Below are 15,966 nucleotides of genomic sequence, written 5' to 3' on the forward strand. Positions count from 1 at the left end.
ATCAATATATTATTGGGCATTCCATTCGGAAGCATGCCCCTTGTTTTTGCTCTACATAAGTGAGCTTTGCATGGTTTGCCTCACAAAAACTATGAGACAAATATAATCCTAAACCAGTTCCATTAATTTCGGTACTAAAAAATGGTTTAAATAATTGAGATATATCACGTTTTGAAACCCCTTCGCCGTAATCGATCACATCAATATAAATTTTATTTGTGTGTGAATGAATGTTGATCAGAATATGAGGTGAATCAGGTGCATTATGTCGTAAAGCATTTCTGACAAGGTTAATGAGCACCTGCCTAAGTTGTTTCTCGTCAAATAATAATTTTAAGGATGAGTCGGAAATTTTAAGCTGTATAGAATGTTTAACATCTAATAGATCTTCATCTAATAACGTCTTTATGAAATTGTTTAATTCAATCTGGATTGGGTAAGTTCTTTCGCTACTGGCAAGTCCTAATGTGTCTTGAACAATACTATCGATGCGTTTTGTTTGCTTACTAATCATACGACGTAAAGTATTTTGCTGTTCTGAATCACTATCTTTAAGTAGTTCATTTGCTTGCACAATTGCTGCAAGAGGATTGCGGATTTCATGTGCAATACTTGCTGAGAGTTGCCCTAAAGCGGCAAGTTTGAGTTGTTGAGCTTGCTGATTAATTTGCTGTGCATCTTGTAAGATGAGTAGCGTCAATGCTTGTTGCGGCACCACAAGATGTTGCACTTTAATGTTAATAGAATATGCCGATAGCCGAGACTCAAAAATAAATCGATCACCTTCTTGCAGGTTATCAAACTTAAGAATTTCAAATAAATCGGGGTGCCATTTCGCTAACGGGTATTTTTCACTCGCAAATTGAGGAGGAATCCCTAACAGAGAGCAGGCAGCTGGATTACTTAAAACAATGTCGTAGTTTTCATCTAGAACCAAATAGCCTTCTTCAATTTGTTCCAAAATATAGCGGTTAATATTTTGTAGTTGATAGAGTTCTATAGATTGGTGGAAAGTCAGTGCTTCAAGTAGTTTAAAGCGCTGTACCGCAATTTGCCCGATGCCGTGTACCACAAAAAATAAGAAGGCTAATAAGGCACTATTACCAATCGTATTTAGATTATTGTAGTCAAATAAACTACCAACAAAACGTTGGTAAATAACGGCAATGACAGCAAGTAATGTAATGAGTAAAGACATTCTTGCGCTGAGTAAAATTGCCGAGGTAAATATAGCAATAACATACAGTAAGCTGAGTTGTAAATTTGGTTCGCCTACAGAAAATGTAAGTAAACTCAGGCAGATAACATCAACTACAAAAAATAAAATAAGCTGCTTAGTTGCCTGAGTTGCAACAAACTTAAAACACAAAAGCTGAAGAAGGCTTAATATGGAATAGCCGAGCAGGGTATAAGAATATAAAGCGGGTTGTTGTAGACTATTGTCGATTTGAGCATCGGTTAAAACCAAAATAATATTGAGGCTAACCGCAATAATAAGACGATATAAACCATACCACGTGCCCAAACGAAAAATCGTATGGGACAACGATGAGTTTAAGGGAAATTGCATATAAGTTTAATTATGGCTTGATCAAACCATAACGGATCGCAAGATGAGTGAGTTTAACGTCGCTATCGATAGCGAGTTTTTCAAAAATACGGTAGCGGTAAGTATTAACCGTTTTTACACTTACAAAAAGTTTGTCCGCAATTTCCTGAGCGCTAATACAATTTACAACCATCATTGCAACTTGCATTTCTCGTTCGGATAAAGCGTCAAAAGGCGATTGCTGCGTGTCAGATAGATAGGAACTCGCCAACTGCTCAGCAATATCGGCACTGAAGTATTTGCCGCCTTGCATGACTTTGTTGATTGCCCGAACCATTTCTGTAATTGGAGCACCTTTAGTGATATAGCCTTTAGCTCCTGCTTTAAGCAGAAGAGAAGGGTACGGTTCTTCTGATAAACCACTTACAGCAATAACTTTTGTGTCTGGTGCGGTTTGTAGTAAACGACGTGTCGTTTCTACGCCCCCGATGCCTGGCATGTTGACATCAAGCAACACAACTTGAGGATGTTTCTGACGAACAATAGCAATTGCTTCTTCACCCGATTCGGCTTGTCCAATGACCTCTACATCGGCATGATCTTCTAACATACGGCAAATGCCTGTACGTACAAGTTCATGGTCATCCACAACTAAAACTGTAATCAAGAAGACCTCCTTTCTTTCAAAAAACAAGTTTTTTGTTACATAAAGCAAAATTAGCTTGCAATGGAATGACAAAATTAGCAATCCTATTCTTATATAGTGAGCGAATAGTTGTGCACAATTGTGTCGGTAAAAGCGTTATACCTTATACCTCAAATGTAAGGCATAATTATAGTAAGCGCAAATGTGTATCACCCTGAGTCGAGTATTGTGCCGTGAAAAATTCTAAAAAGTCTTTAATACATGTGCTAAGCATGTCTATTTTGCTTAGTTTGAGTTCAACAAGCTTTGCAGAACTCGTCAATAACCCGTCCTCAGGGAGTACTGGGACTGCAAATTTAAATTGGTCTTCAGCTGACGTTAGTCAACTGTTAAATGATGAAGATGATGAGCCGACTATTCAAGGATCAACATCTGTAACTACAACTTTACGTGGTAGTAATGCACCTAAAGTTATAGCATCTGCTCCTAAGCTTGCTCCAATCCGTGATACGAGTGGTTACAATGCTCAGCCGAGCGTAAGTGCTCGAGCTGCGTTAGTGATGGATGCGCAAACGGGTGAAGTGCTGTTTAGTAAAAATACCAATGCTTCTGTGCCAATTGCATCTATTACCAAGTTAATGACAGCAGTGGTAACAGCAGATGCTCGTTTAAACATGTCAGAAGAAATTATGCTTGAGCAAATCGATTTTGCTGGGGCAAACGGTAAAAATTCAAGTTCAACACTTCGTGTTGGCGATAAAATGAACCGTGCAGAAGTATTGTTGTTTGCTTTGATGAAGTCTGAAAATCCCGCAGCGGCAGCTTTAGCGCGTACTTATCCGGGTGGTCGTCCTGCATTCGTAGCGGCGATGAATGCTAAAGCACGTGCTTTAGGTATGAACGCAACTCATTATTATGAGTCAACTGGTTTAGATCCACGCAATGTATCTTCTGCGCGTGACTTAGGGATTTTAGCCAGTACAGCTTCTCAATATGGTTTGATTCGTCAATTCTCAACTACACCGACCTATGACTTTAACTTGGGTTATCGTGTGTTGAAATCTAACAATACCAACGCTTTAGTGCGTAATGGTGGTTGGAATATTAACTTGTCTAAAACAGGTTATATCAATGAAGCAGGTCGCTGTGTTGTCATGCATACGACTGTAAACTCGCGTCCAGCAGTGATTGTATTACTTGGCGAGCCAAGTACGCAGGCACGTAATAACGATGCAACTAACCTATTGGGTTGGTTAAGTAATTTACCAAAACGTATTTAATTTAAATATTCTAAAAACGCTTCTTTCAAGAAGCGTTTTTTTATGGCTATAAAAAAGACATAAAAAACGGCTGTATTGAACAGCCGTTTTTGAAAACTCAGATTTTACATATTAGATAAAATCGAATCTTTTACTTGGCTCATTGTCGCATCAATTGACAACATTACTGCATCAGCACATTGTTTGATTGCAGTATCAGGATCTTTCAAGCCATTACCAGTTACTGTACATACAATGACAGAACCTTCAGCAATCTTACCTGCTTTAATGTCGCGAATCGCACCGCCAATAGAAGCAGCAGATGCTGGCTCAACAAATACGCCTTCATACATAGAAAGTAAGCGTTGAGCTTCTAAAATTTCGCTGTCTTGAAGTTCATCGAACCAGCCTTTAGAGTCACGTACTACAGCTTTTGCATGGTTCCAGCTTTGTGGATTACCAATACGAATTGCAGTTGCAACTGTTTCAGGGCTTTCAACTGGAGCACCACGTAAGAAAGGAGCTGCGCCAGAAGCTTGGTAACCCACCATTGTTGGTAAACCTTCAGGTTTTGGACCAGTGAATTGATCAGTAGCTGCATCATAAATCACTTGTTCAAACTGATCAGCAGGTTGGTTTGCTACAGCTTCGGTATAACCCATCCAGTGAGCAGTGATGTTACCTGCGTTACCAACAGGTAAGCAGTGATAATCAGGTGCGCGGCCTAAAGCTTCAACGATTTCATAAGCAATAGTTTTTTGACCTTGCAAACGGTAAGGGTTGATTGAGTTTACAATCGTTACAGGTGCTTGATCAGCAACTTCTTTTACAAGACGCATACCATCATCGAAGTTACCACGAATTTGCATAGTGATTGCACCATACATCATCGCTTGCGCCATTTTACCCATTGCAATTTTGCCTTCTGGAATCAAAACAAATGCTTTGATACCTGCACGTGCAGCATAAGCAGCAGCAGCAGCAGAAGTGTTACCAGTAGATGCACAGATAATCGCTTTAGAGCCTTCTTCAACCGCTTTGGTTACAGCCATGGTCATACCACGGTCTTTAAATGAACCAGTTGGGTTTAAGCCCTCATATTTCACATAAATTTCAACATCTTTGCCAATAATACGTGGAATATTCTCAAGTTTAATGAGTGGGGTGTTGCCTTCACCCAAAGAGATAGCACGAGTAGTTGCCGAAACTGGCAAACGGTCACGATAACGATCTACAAGACCAGTATAACGATTGGCATTAGACATGATGGTGTTCCAATTAGAGGTGAAGCGGGAGAGGGAATCTTTCCCTCAACCTGATTAACTATCGAGCGATTCTAAACGAATTCTTACGATTTCGCCACGAATTGCAGGTAATGCTTGGATTTGTGCAAGAGCATCATCCATTTTAGATTCAACGATTGGATCAGTTAGAATCACGATTGGAATAAGGTCTTTTAAACGGGATTGTTGCATGATGGCATCAATACTAATTCCAGCGCGGCTTAAGATGGTAGTAACATCTGCAAGTACGCCAGTTTGATCTTCTGCATTTAAGCGGATGTAATAACCGGTAGTCATTTCTTCACGGCTTAAAATTGGCACATTTGTTAATGCTTCAAAAGCCAACTGAGGAATTGTTCCTGCACCGTCTTCGGTATAAGAGATGTCACGAACAATATCAATAACGTCGGCAACAACCGCAGAAGCTGTTGGACCAGCACCAGCACCAGCACCGTAATAAAGTGTAGGGCCTACAGCATGCGCTTGAACTAAAACAGCATTTTTAACGCCGTTTACATTCGCAATAAGCTGCTCATCTGGAATGAGCGTTGGGTGAACACGTAGTTCAATACCCTTTTCAGCGCGACGTGCAATTCCTAGGTGTTTAATGCGGAAACCAAGTTCTTCTGCATATTTCACATCTTGTGCAGTGATTTTACTGATACCTTCGGTATAGACCTTATCAAACTGAAGAGGAATACCAAACGCACAAGACGCTAAAATTGTAAGCTTGTGCGCAGCATCAATACCTTCAACGTCAAAAGTTGGATCTGCTTCTGCATAACCGAGTTGTTGAGCTTCTTTTAATACATCATCAAATGCACGACCTTTTTCACGCATTTCAGTCAGAATAAAGTTACCTGTACCATTAATAATGCCAGCCAACCATTCGATATGGTTTGCAGCAAGACCTTCACGGATCACTTTAATAATTGGAATACCGCCAGCAACTGCTGCTTCATAAGCAATTTGCACAGCATTGTCTTCTGCTGCTTTAAATAGTTCATTGCCATGTTCAGCGAGTAACGCTTTGTTTGCAGTCACGACTTGTTTGCCGTGTTTGATCGCTTCCATGATAACTTCGTAAGCAGGGTGGATCCCACCCATAACTTCTACAACTACATCAACGTCTGGTTGACGAACGATGTCAAGTAAATCGGCGCTTTGTTTAATCCCTTCCAATTCAAGATCTGGACGAGGGCGGCGTGTTCCAACGTGGGTAATTTGAATTTCTCGACCGGTGCGACGTTTAATTTCAGCGGCATTTTCTTGTAGTAGTTTAAGGGCTCCTCCACCTACGGTTCCTAGACCGAGTATTGCCAGGCGAACTGGTTTCACGTCACACTCCATTCATCATTTAATCATTTAGTTGAAGCTAGATCATAGCTAAAAAAAACGCCAGACTCTAGCGCTTTTAGTGCTTGTTCAATGAATTAGAGTGCGATGTTTGGAAAAGAAGAGTAGATCAGTCTTTAAACGGAGGTTGTTTAAATATTAATTATTGAAAAAACAAAGCGCTGCAATGAGAGCAGCGCTTTTTGTAAGAGATAGATGATTAATCATTCATCAACTTTAAGTGGATTATTTATTCAGACGTTTAATTAATTCATCAGGTGTTAGATATCCACCTAAGTACTCGCCATCAACACTATAAATAGCAGGGGTACCATTTACACCCATGTTTAAGCCAAGTTGATATTGTTCACGAACAGGGTTTTTACATTGAGCAGGCGGAATATTGACGCCTTGTACTGCTTGGCTAAAGGCAGCTTTACGATCTGCACTACACCATACAGCTTCCATGGTCGGCATAAATTGCTCACCACGTGGCCAAGCGATATAGCGTACTTCAATACCCTTTTCATTAATTTCAGGAATGTGTTCATGTAGTTTATGGCAATAAGGACAACTTGCATCAGTAAACACATAAATCACATGTTTAGCCTTACCTTTTGCAGGGTAGACAATGAGATCTTCATTTTTTAAAGCAGCAAGATGCTTTTTATTTTCCGAAGCTTGAAGATTATCTCCAATATTATGAAGCTCTTTGCCTCCTAATCGGATTACATCACCCTGAATTAAATATTTTCCATCACTGGTTGTATAAATTGATGTCATTCCTTCGAGATTTACCCAATACAAATTAGGAACTTCTGTCGGCTTGATATCTAAAATTTTGGCGTTGATGTTTGCATTTTTAAATTGTTTCTGCAAAGTTTCGATCAAACGTTGCTTATCATTACGTTCGATAATGGTTGAAGCTTCCCCAGTAGCAGGTGCAGTCGCTGTGAGCGCATCTTCTTTTTGTGGTTTGTTTTCTTTAGAACAAGCACTGAACAAAAGGCTAGATGCCAGAGCGCAGGCAAGAAAAATTTGAGAGCGGGTAAAAGACATAGATAACCCTTATTTCATCAGTATTTATAGTCAGAAGCTGCTAAGCATAACAAAAAATCTAATGTGTATTGTTAAAACTTTCTTAACCTTTGTGAACGAAATCAAACGATTGATATGAAATGCTTGCTTGGGGCTTTAAAGCTTTATCACCCTCTAGGGTGATGTTTTTCATGTAATTGTTGCATTCGTACTTGTGCAACATGCGTATAGATTTGTGTAGTAGATAAATCGCTATGACCCAGTAACATTTGTACTACGCGTAAATCAGCGCCATGATTGAGCAGATGCGTTGCAAAGGCGTGACGTAAGGTGTGAGGTGAGAGTTCGGCTTGAATATTGGCTTGAAGCGCATAGCGTTTAATGGCATACCAAAAGTTCTGCCGGCTCATAATTCCGCCATGTTGGGTCAAAAAAAGATAGTCAGTCGAGCTTTTGTAGAGCTGAGGCCGAGCATTACTCAAATAGCGTTCTACCCATTCACAGGCGAATTGTCCTAACGGAACTAAACGTTCTTTATTGCCTTTACCTGTAACACGTAAATAGCCTTGTTTTAAATTAATAAGCTCTAATCGCAAGTTAAGTAGTTCTGAAACACGTAAACCGCACGCGTAAAGTACTTCAAACATTGCCCGATCACGTAAGCCAAGTGCCGTATTGATATCAGGTGCTTGAATCAGTGCTTCAACATCCTCTTCAGATAGATCTTTAGGTAAGGCTCGTCCAATTTTTGGAGAATGGTGGGTTGCTACAGGATTATCACTTCGTAATTTCTGTTCACGTAAAAATTTGTAAAACTGGCGTAGAGCAGATAAGCAACGGGCAATCGAGCGGGGGCTTTTCCCAACTTTGGTCAACTCAATCAAAACATCAGCAATATCATCACTTGTCCACTGTGGAAGGGCTGTTTTTTTATGAAGTTCACTGCATTGAATAAGGTCTGATAAATAAGCATTTCGTGTATGAGGACTTACTGTCTGTGCAACTAAATAGTCGCGAAAACCTTGTAAAAAGCTTAAATGTTCAGGAATTTGAACTGGGCTTGGAATACGCGGTTTTTTATTCAACATACACTAGATCCTCTAAACCTCTGTACTGTAAAAGAAACTTTAAGGTTTGTCGATTAAACTGAATAAGAAGTGAAATTTAACCTTATTTGGTAATTATTCTCATTTATATGTATACTAGAAAAAAAGGTTTAGGATCGGATGCGGTGCGTTTATCAGCTTTAAAAGTGAAGCAAGCGGCGACCATCACCAAAGTGAATCGGATAGAAGTAGAGTCCGAGCAGCAAGATTTGGTCGCAATTCGTTTGGAAAGTCTGGGCTTTGTACCAGGCACACGAGTGGAAGTGATTACCAAAGGTATTTTTGGTGGTGATCCGATCTTGATCCAAATTGGCTTTACTCGTTTCGCTTTACGTAAAGCAGAAGCGGAAAAAATTGAAATTCTAGTAGAAGAAGGAGTACCCGCATGAGTGATGCGTTACGTATTGCCCTTGTGGGAAACCCTAACTGCGGTAAAACCTCTCTTTTCAACCATTTAACTGGAACTCGACAAAAAGTTGCAAACTATGCGGGCGTAACTGTTGAGCGTAAAGTAGGTCATTTTCAGTTACCGTCAGGTCGAGCAGTGCGTGTACTCGATTTACCGGGTACATATAGTCTAAATGCAACTAGTCCTGATGAAGTTATTACCCGGGATGTTTGCTTAGGTAAGATTGCCGAAGAGGGTCAGCAAGATGCCTTTTTGTGTGTGGTTGATGCGACTAACTTAAAATTGCATTTAGGACTAGTGCTCGAAATGATCGGGCTAGGCCGTCCGATTTTACTTGTACTGAATATGATGGATGAAGCGCGTCGTCGTGGCATTCAAATCAATACTCAAAAGTTGTCTCAACGTTTGGGCGTACCCGTTGTTGAAACAGTTGCTGTCCGTAATGCGGGTATTGAAAATCTATTACATGCTCTTGATCAAGAAAAATACAGTGTGCCACAGACAGAACTGAGTGGTTTAACTGGAACTCATCATCAAAAAATCGATATGATTTTTAAAGATGTTGTTCAATATGTCGATCAGGGAGATAAGCGTACTGATTTTCTAGATCGAATTTTCTTACACCCAGTTCTAGGCCTGCTTAGCCTTGCACTCATGATGTTTATTGTGTTTCAGGCAGTTTTTGCTTGGGCAGCTCCGTTCATGGATGGCATTGAAGGCTTCTTTGGCTGGTTAGGTGAAGTCGTGGGAACTGTGATTACACAGCCTCTAATGCATAGTTTGGTTGTTGACGGAATTATTGCAGGTGCAGGTAGCGTAGTTGTGTTCTTGCCACAAATTCTTATCTTGTTCTTCTTCATTTTAGTATTGGAAGAATCTGGCTATTTACCGCGTGCAGCATTTTTGCTTGATAAATTAATGTTTCAAGCTGGTTTAAGCGGCCGTGCCTTCATTCCTTTACTGTCAAGCTTTGCTTGTGCAGTACCGGGAATCATGGCAACGCGTAGTATTAGTGACCCTCGTGATCGCTTTACAACCATTATGGTTGCGCCGTTAATGACGTGTTCGGCACGTTTACCTGTATATGCCTTGCTGATTGCTGCATTTATTCCAGAGAAAATGGTCTGGGGGCTTTTCAACTTACAAGGTCTGGTGTTATTTGGTCTGTATATGGCTGGTATTGTGAGCGCTCTTTGTGTTTCATTTTTAATGAAATTTTTGCAAAAAGATAAGTCACAGCATGCTTTATTGCTAGAGCTGCCAAGTTATCGTTTTCCTGATTTAAAAAGTGTGGGAATCGGTTTGCTCGACCGTGCAAAAATCTTCTTAAAACGCGTCGGCGGAATCATTTTTGCGCTCTCTATTTTGCTCTGGTTTTTGTGTACTTTCCCACAACCACCAGAAGGGGCGACATTACCTGCTATAGATTATAGTTTTGCCGGTATGCTCGGACACCTTATTCAACCTTTATTTGCTCCAATCGGATTTAACTGGCAAATCTGTATTGCTTTAATTCCAGCAATGGCAGCGCGTGAAGTTGTGGTTGCAGCATTAGGTACGGTTTATGCCTTGTCTGCAACGAGTGACGATGCTGTAGCTCAAGGTTTGTCACATCTGATTAGTGCAGATGGCACAGGTTGGTCTTTGGCAACAGGATTGTCGCTTTTAGTGTGGTTCATTTATGCCCCACATTGTTTGGCTACGTTGGCAACAGTACGACGTGAAACAGGTTCATGGAAACATGTTGCTGCCATGACTGCATATCTGTTCGGTTTGGCTTATTTGGCATCGTTTGTTACCTATCAAATTGCTTCCCACTATTGGGGTTAAAGCAAGAAAGGAGGTTGTATATGATTCAATATCTGATTATTGCGGTTTTAGTGAGTTGGAGTGCAGTTGTTGTTTTTAAGAAAGTATTTCCAAAAACAGCAAATTCAGTCTTTTCTTCACTCTCTGTATTTTGTGAAAAGCAGGGTTGGACAACCTTGGCAAAATGGCTTAAACCAAAAATAACCTTTGGTTGTGCTGGTGGTTGTGGTTGTTCAAGCGAAGATAAACCTACCAATACAGTTCAAGAAATCAAGCCGATTAAATGGCAATAAATTTAGTATTTCCTGTTTCGTTTAAAAAGCCATCATATTGATGGCTTTTTTACGCACTGACACAAAAAAAGATGAATAAAGTTCAAACTGAAAAAGCATTCAAAACAGCAAAGTGCTAACATTTTTGCCATTCTGTCGATTGATAAATTGTGGGGCAAAAATGTTAATACAACGTGGTGGATTAAAAGTTGTCGCAGGCTTAGGAATATCAGGCGTTTCTGCTGTTAATTTCCTGTATGAACAAGGCTACCAAGTTGCAGTAACGGACTCTCGTCCAACCCCTCCTGGTTATGACCAGATTCCAGCCGGCGTTAAAACCAGTTTTGGTCAACTTGACCAGGAATTATTATTACAAGCAGAAGAAATTATTTTAAGCCCAGGCCTAGCACCACAATTACCAGAAATTCAGGCAGCTATTGCTCAAGGGATTTCAGTGGTAGGCGACATTCAACTATTACGCCGTGCGACCGAAGTGCCTATTGTGGCTATTACAGGTTCTAATGCCAAAAGTACAGTAACGACTCTAATTGGTTTAATGGCTAAAGATGCAGGTAAAAAAGTTGCTGTGGGTGGAAACCTAGGACGCCCAGCTCTAGATTTACTAAAAGACCAACCAGAGTTGCTTGTACTTGAGCTATCAAGTTTTCAGTTGGAAACTACCTCACATTTAAATGCTGAGGTTGCTGTAGTTCTTAACATGAGTGAAGATCACCTAGATCGTCATGGCGATATGTGGGGTTATCACCAAGCAAAACACCGTATTTTCCAAGGCGTTAAAAAAGTAATATTTAACCGTGATGATGCTTTAAGTCGCCCTCTTGTTCCAGATACAACACCAATGCAGAGCTTTGGTCTAAATGCACCAGACTTAAACCAGTATGGTGTTTTAAGAGATGGTGATGGCACGCTTTGGCTTGCACGTGGTTTGCAGCGTTTAATTAAAAGCTCAGATTTGTATATTCAAGGCATGCACAACGTAGCCAATGCTTTAGCGTGTTTGGCATTAGGTGAAGCAATTGGTTTGCCTATGGAATCTATGCTTGAAACGTTAAAACAATTTAAAGGATTAGAGCACCGCTGTGAGTATGTGAGAACGGTACATGATGTACGTTATTATAATGACTCTAAAGGGACTAACGTTGGTGCTACACTTGCAGCAATTGATGGTTTAGGTGCTGCAATTGAGGTTAAAAAAGGTAAGGTTGCCTTGATTTTAGGTGGGCAGGGTAAAGGTCAAGATTTTGCTCCATTACGTTCTTCTATCGAAAAATATGCCAAAGTTGTGGTATTGATTGGTGAGGATGCACCTGTCATCGAGCAGGCTATTCAAGGCGCAACCAAAATTTTGCATGCAGCAACGCTTAAAGAAGCTGTAGAGCTGTGTCAACGTGAAACACAAGCTGAAGATGTGGTGTTGTTATCACCAGCCTGTGCAAGTTTTGATATGTTTAAAAGTTATAATGACCGTGGTCAGCAGTTTGTTGCCTGCGTCAATTCGTTGGTTTAAAGAAAACATGATTAGGAATGTAGTATGGCAGGCTTAGCTCAGACCACAATCCAGAAAATCAATCATTGGTATGAACGGATATTGCCTAAATGGCCAGCGGAAGTGACGCCACGTAATGTCCTGATTTTCTGTGTCGTTGCATTGTTGTGTATCGGTTCAGTGATGGTGGCGTCTGCTTCGATGCCCTATGCTGAATATATGCATGAAAACCCGTTTCACTATGTGATTCGTCATGGTATTTCAATTGTTGCTGCGGCTGTGGTGGCTTATTTGACCTATCGGATATCACTCAATACGTGGTTTAAAAATACTTTCCCGCTGTGGCTGTTGACCATGGTTCTGTTGCTTGCTGCTTTGGTGGTAGGTTCAGAAGTGAACGGTTCTACGCGTTGGATTAAGATCGGTGGTTTTACCTTACAGCCAACCGAGGTTGCCAAAGTTATGATGGCAATCTTTACAGCAGATTACGTGGTGCGCCGTGCCAAAGAGGTTCGTACTCATTGGAAAGGTTTATTGCGTTTAAGTGGTGTCATGGCAATTACGGTTGGTTTGATTATTGCTGAGCCTGACTTGGGTGCTACGATCGTAATTGTATTGATGATGGTCGGGGTATTCTTTTTAGCTGGTGCGCCGCCAACACAGTTCTTAATTATGTTAGGTGCGATTGTAACCGGTATCGTGTTTTTGATCTTATTTGAGCCGTATCGTTTCCAGCGTTTGATTTCGTTTACCGACCCATGGGCAGATCCATTAGGGGTTGGGTATCAGTTATCAAATGCATTAATGGCCTTCGGCCGTGGTGAATGGTTTGGTACAGGCTTAGGGCACAGTGTCCAAAAGTTATCTTATTTACCTGAAGCGCATACTGACTTTATGTTGGCGGTGTTAGGTGAAGAGTTTGGTTTCTTTGGTATTTCTATTGTCATTGGTTTGTCTTTCTTGATGTTGGCATGCTGTATCAAAATTGGTCATCGTGCATTGAAACATCATTACCTTCGCGCAGGTTATTTGGCTTATGGCATTAGTATTATTTTCTTGCTCCAGATCTTGGTAAATGCGGGCATGAATATGGGTTTGATGCCAACTAAAGGTTTGACTCTGCCATTTATTAGTTATGGTGGTACATCTTTAATGATGTGTGCTGCGATGATTAGCTTGATCTTAAAGATTGATGCATCAACTCAAGAAGTGAACCCAGAAAGGGAAGAATCAAACTTCTAGTTAAGTATTTAGGCGAGAGAAAACCCGATTTGATATCGGGTTTTTTTATTTATAGGTATATTCCGCCGAGCTCTTGTCCATGTGGAATTAAATCAACATTCCACTGTGCTACAGCTTGCTTGAGCATAACTTTAGGCTGGTCTAAATCAACATGAGGTTGTCCCAAGGCTTGTACTGCTTGTTGCAACAATTCAGGCGCTTTAGATAAATCGAGTGCTTGAGCAAGGTTTTGTTTAGAGAGCTTTTGCCCTTGATCATTCATGGCGAGAGGGAGGTGCATATAGCTCAGTTTAGGGTATCCTAAAAGCTCGCCAAGCCAGATCTGACGTTCGGTGTTATCTAATAGGTCTGAGCCTCGAACGACATGGGTGATGCCTTGTAGATAATCATCCACGACGACAGCAAGTTGATAGTTAATAATCCCATCACGGCGTTTAAGAACAAAGTCTCCAAGGTCATGTTGTAGATTAGAACAATGAAGTCCTTGCAGTCGGTCATCAAAACAGATCTGTTGATCTTTAACTTTTACCCGAATTGCTTGGTCTTGAAAATCAAGATTCAGATTGCGGCATGTGCCCGCATAGATGGCATTTGAACCCAGCATTTTGCGTGTACATTGACAAGCATAGATTAGACCCTCTTTTTTAAGTTGATCTAGTACACTTTCATAAATGTCTAAACGGTTTTTTTGAAAGATGATTTCTGCATCGGGTTCGAATTGGAAGGCTTCCAGTGAAGTGAGAATATGCTCTTCACTGCCCGGATAAATACGAGGGATATCTGTGTCTTCGACACGAACCAGCCATTTGCCTTGGTGAGCTTTAGCATCACAATAACTGGCGACAGCGGTAATGAGTGATCCAAAATGCAAAGGGCCGGTTGGCGAGGGCGCAAACCGACCTGAGTATGAAAAGCTAGGCTTTTCTTGAGTAGCTACAGCGGTCATATTAACCGTTATTTTGCTTCTCTTTAATTTCTGCCAAAGTTTTGCAGTCAATACATAACGTTGCAGTTGGACGTGCTTCTAAACGACGTAAACCGATTTCGATACCACATGTTTCACAGAAACCGTAGTCTTCGTTTTTAATTGCTTCCATAGATTGTTCGATTTTACGAATTAACTTACGTTCACGGTCACGTGTACGCAATTCAATTGCAAACTCTTCTTCTTGGGTGGCACGGTCATTTACATCTGGCAATGCAGTTGATTCGTCTTGCATCGTATTCAACGTACGATCAACTTCAGACATTAATTCAGCTTTCCATGCTTGCAGAATTTGTCGGAAATGCTCGAGCTGTCCTTCAGACATGTACTCTTCATTTTTCTTAGGTTGATAAGGTGCAATACCAAATAAACTTGCAGTTGTGCCTATGTCAGAAGTTTTAGGTTTCACTTTACGTGCACGTTTTGCAGAAGCTTTGTCACCTTCCACTACAACTTCTGTATGTTCATCCAAAACTTGGTTGTGGTTGTCATTCGCCATAATAGGGCATTCCTCATCATACACGTATTATCTATACGCAAAAAATATGGTGATATGCAAGTGTTTTTATAGAAAACCATCGATGGGATTTTCCCATCGGGTCGTCATCATATAGATTTTTCCTGCAAGATGATAGTCATTCCGCCTCGTAAATAATTTCAAAACGTGTTTACCCTAGTCATAATTGCATATAAGCATATATAAAATAGAGCTAATAGCCTGAAATATTGGTATTTATAAGACCCTGAAAATTTTCAAGACGGAAGACTTCTGTTTCAAAACTACCATCGTTTTTTAGACGAATGTAACGGTAGCCGGGAGCATTTTGGTCTAGGGCAAACTCATTACTAAACGGTTTAAACTGAACGCTTGTTGAGGGGGTCGAGAAAAATTCGATCCCTTGCCAAGTGTTTAATGAGTCTTGGTGAACGTGCCCGCAGAGTAAAGCTTTTACATTTTTAAATGGACCTAATGTGGTAAGCAAAGCATTAGAGTTTTGTAACTTGTGATGATCAATCCATTTGGACTTCATGGCAAAAGGATGGTGATGACAAGCCAATAAAACCGGGTGATCTGAAAATTCTTCGAGTAATGCCGCTAAATTTTGTAGTTGTTCTGGCGACAGGTGCCCATTAATCTGACCTTTTACTGCACTATTTAATAAAATAACGCGCCAGTTTCCTAAACAAATGACCACAGGTTCCTGATGATTTTCTTTATGTAATGGAAAATGATCAACGTTATCATGATTGCCCAGTGTCTGAAAAAATGGCAGACCTAAGGTTTGCATATATTGAATATAACGTTTGTAGGTAATAGGCGTTGGTGCTTGAGCCAAATCTCCAGTGTGGATAATGGCATCAGTTTCAGGATGTTTTTTTAGGATCTGTTGAATAATGGCATGAAAACTTTCTTCAGGATTCATCCCCACAAATTCTAAATGCGGATACTCCAATAGGTGGGTATCGGTAATTTGTATAATGACATGGTCTTTTTGTGAAAGTGTTGAGACTTGAAAAGTCACCGT

General features: G+C 40.5%; 15 protein-coding genes. 6 read left to right on the forward strand and 9 right to left on the reverse strand.

Annotation, left to right across the window (positions count from 1 at the left end):
- Nucleotide 1: 1 nt before the first annotated feature.
- Both ACS125_RS05190 and gacA read right to left on the reverse strand, forming a co-directional pair.
- Entirely contained in the window at nucleotides 2-1,570 is a 1,569-nt protein-coding gene (locus tag ACS125_RS05190) for a sensor histidine kinase (protein WP_296527100.1), read from the reverse strand.
- A 10-nt stretch (nucleotides 1,571-1,580) separates the two neighbouring features.
- Nucleotides 1,581-2,216 carry a response regulator transcription factor GacA gene (gene gacA / locus ACS125_RS05195; RefSeq protein ID WP_003654436.1) on the reverse strand — a complete coding sequence of 212 codons (636 nt, stop codon included), beginning with the start codon at nucleotides 2,214-2,216 and terminating at the stop codon, nucleotides 1,581-1,583.
- Between the two features lie 212 nt (nucleotides 2,217-2,428).
- Between gacA and pbpG the strand changes: the two genes are divergently transcribed.
- Nucleotides 2,429-3,475: a D-alanyl-D-alanine endopeptidase PBP7/8 gene (gene pbpG / locus ACS125_RS05200; protein WP_147306163.1), complete on the forward strand. Its 1,047-nt coding sequence runs from the start codon at nucleotides 2,429-2,431 to the stop codon at nucleotides 3,473-3,475.
- A gap of 104 nt (nucleotides 3,476-3,579) precedes the next feature.
- Here pbpG and thrC read toward each other — a convergent pair whose 3' ends face one another.
- The 4 genes from thrC to xerD all read right to left on the reverse strand — a co-directional run bounded on the left by thrC (nucleotide 3,580) and on the right by xerD (nucleotide 8,198).
- Nucleotides 3,580-4,719, reverse strand: a complete 1,140-nt coding sequence (thrC, locus tag ACS125_RS05205; RefSeq protein WP_004795157.1) for a threonine synthase — start codon at nucleotides 4,717-4,719, stop codon at nucleotides 3,580-3,582.
- A gap of 54 nt (nucleotides 4,720-4,773) precedes the next feature.
- Nucleotides 4,774-6,075 carry a homoserine dehydrogenase gene (locus tag ACS125_RS05210; protein WP_443270919.1) on the reverse strand — a complete coding sequence of 434 codons (1,302 nt, stop codon included), beginning with the start codon at nucleotides 6,073-6,075 and terminating at the stop codon, nucleotides 4,774-4,776.
- 243 nt (nucleotides 6,076-6,318) lie between these two features.
- Nucleotides 6,319-7,131, reverse strand: coding sequence for a DsbC family protein (locus ACS125_RS05215; RefSeq protein ID WP_004795153.1), 813 nt, complete (start codon nucleotides 7,129-7,131; stop codon nucleotides 6,319-6,321).
- Nucleotides 7,132-7,277: 146 nt separating this feature from the next.
- Complete coding sequence (gene xerD, locus ACS125_RS05220) at nucleotides 7,278-8,198, reverse strand: site-specific tyrosine recombinase XerD (RefSeq protein WP_151964605.1); 921 nt, start codon at nucleotides 8,196-8,198, stop codon at nucleotides 7,278-7,280.
- Nucleotides 8,199-8,341: 143 nt separating this feature from the next.
- Between xerD and ACS125_RS05225 the strand changes: the two genes are divergently transcribed.
- From ACS125_RS05225 to ftsW, 5 genes are all read left to right on the forward strand, one after another.
- Nucleotides 8,342-8,605, forward strand: a complete 264-nt coding sequence (locus tag ACS125_RS05225; RefSeq protein WP_013199126.1) for a FeoA family protein — start codon at nucleotides 8,342-8,344, stop codon at nucleotides 8,603-8,605.
- Nucleotides 8,602-10,455 (forward strand): ferrous iron transporter B, encoded by a 1,854-nt coding sequence (feoB, locus tag ACS125_RS05230; RefSeq protein ID WP_443270922.1) that lies wholly within the window; start codon nucleotides 8,602-8,604, stop codon nucleotides 10,453-10,455. Before ACS125_RS05225 ends, feoB begins: the two co-directional genes overlap by 4 nt.
- Before the next feature lie 20 nt (nucleotides 10,456-10,475).
- Nucleotides 10,476-10,727, forward strand: a complete 252-nt coding sequence (locus tag ACS125_RS05235) for a DUF6587 family protein (RefSeq protein WP_443270924.1) — start codon at nucleotides 10,476-10,478, stop codon at nucleotides 10,725-10,727.
- Between the two features lie 160 nt (nucleotides 10,728-10,887).
- Nucleotides 10,888-12,234, forward strand: coding sequence for a UDP-N-acetylmuramoyl-L-alanine--D-glutamate ligase (gene murD, locus ACS125_RS05240; protein ID WP_443270926.1), 1,347 nt, complete (start codon nucleotides 10,888-10,890; stop codon nucleotides 12,232-12,234).
- A 24-nt stretch (nucleotides 12,235-12,258) separates the two neighbouring features.
- Nucleotides 12,259-13,455, forward strand: a complete 1,197-nt coding sequence (gene ftsW, locus ACS125_RS05245; RefSeq protein WP_004795141.1) for a putative lipid II flippase FtsW — start codon at nucleotides 12,259-12,261, stop codon at nucleotides 13,453-13,455.
- A 49-nt stretch (nucleotides 13,456-13,504) separates the two neighbouring features.
- On the opposite strand, the gene gluQRS is transcribed toward ftsW, so the two are convergent.
- The 3 genes from gluQRS to cpdA all read right to left on the reverse strand — a co-directional run bounded on the left by gluQRS (nucleotide 13,505) and on the right by cpdA (nucleotide 15,963).
- Nucleotides 13,505-14,401: a tRNA glutamyl-Q(34) synthetase GluQRS gene (gene gluQRS, locus ACS125_RS05250; protein ID WP_443270929.1), complete on the reverse strand. Its 897-nt coding sequence runs from the start codon at nucleotides 14,399-14,401 to the stop codon at nucleotides 13,505-13,507.
- Between the two features lies 1 nt (nucleotide 14,402).
- Nucleotides 14,403-14,939, reverse strand: coding sequence for an RNA polymerase-binding protein DksA (gene dksA, locus ACS125_RS05255; RefSeq protein ID WP_002121205.1), 537 nt, complete (start codon nucleotides 14,937-14,939; stop codon nucleotides 14,403-14,405).
- A gap of 211 nt (nucleotides 14,940-15,150) precedes the next feature.
- A complete protein-coding gene (gene cpdA, locus ACS125_RS05260; RefSeq protein ID WP_353157602.1) occupies nucleotides 15,151-15,963 on the reverse strand; it encodes a 3',5'-cyclic-AMP phosphodiesterase in 813 nt (270 codons plus the stop codon).
- Nucleotides 15,964-15,966: the final 3 nt, after the last annotated feature.

This window comes from Acinetobacter sp. PFS20 (assembly GCF_052261015.1).
Lineage (GTDB): Bacteria > Pseudomonadota > Gammaproteobacteria > Pseudomonadales > Moraxellaceae > Acinetobacter.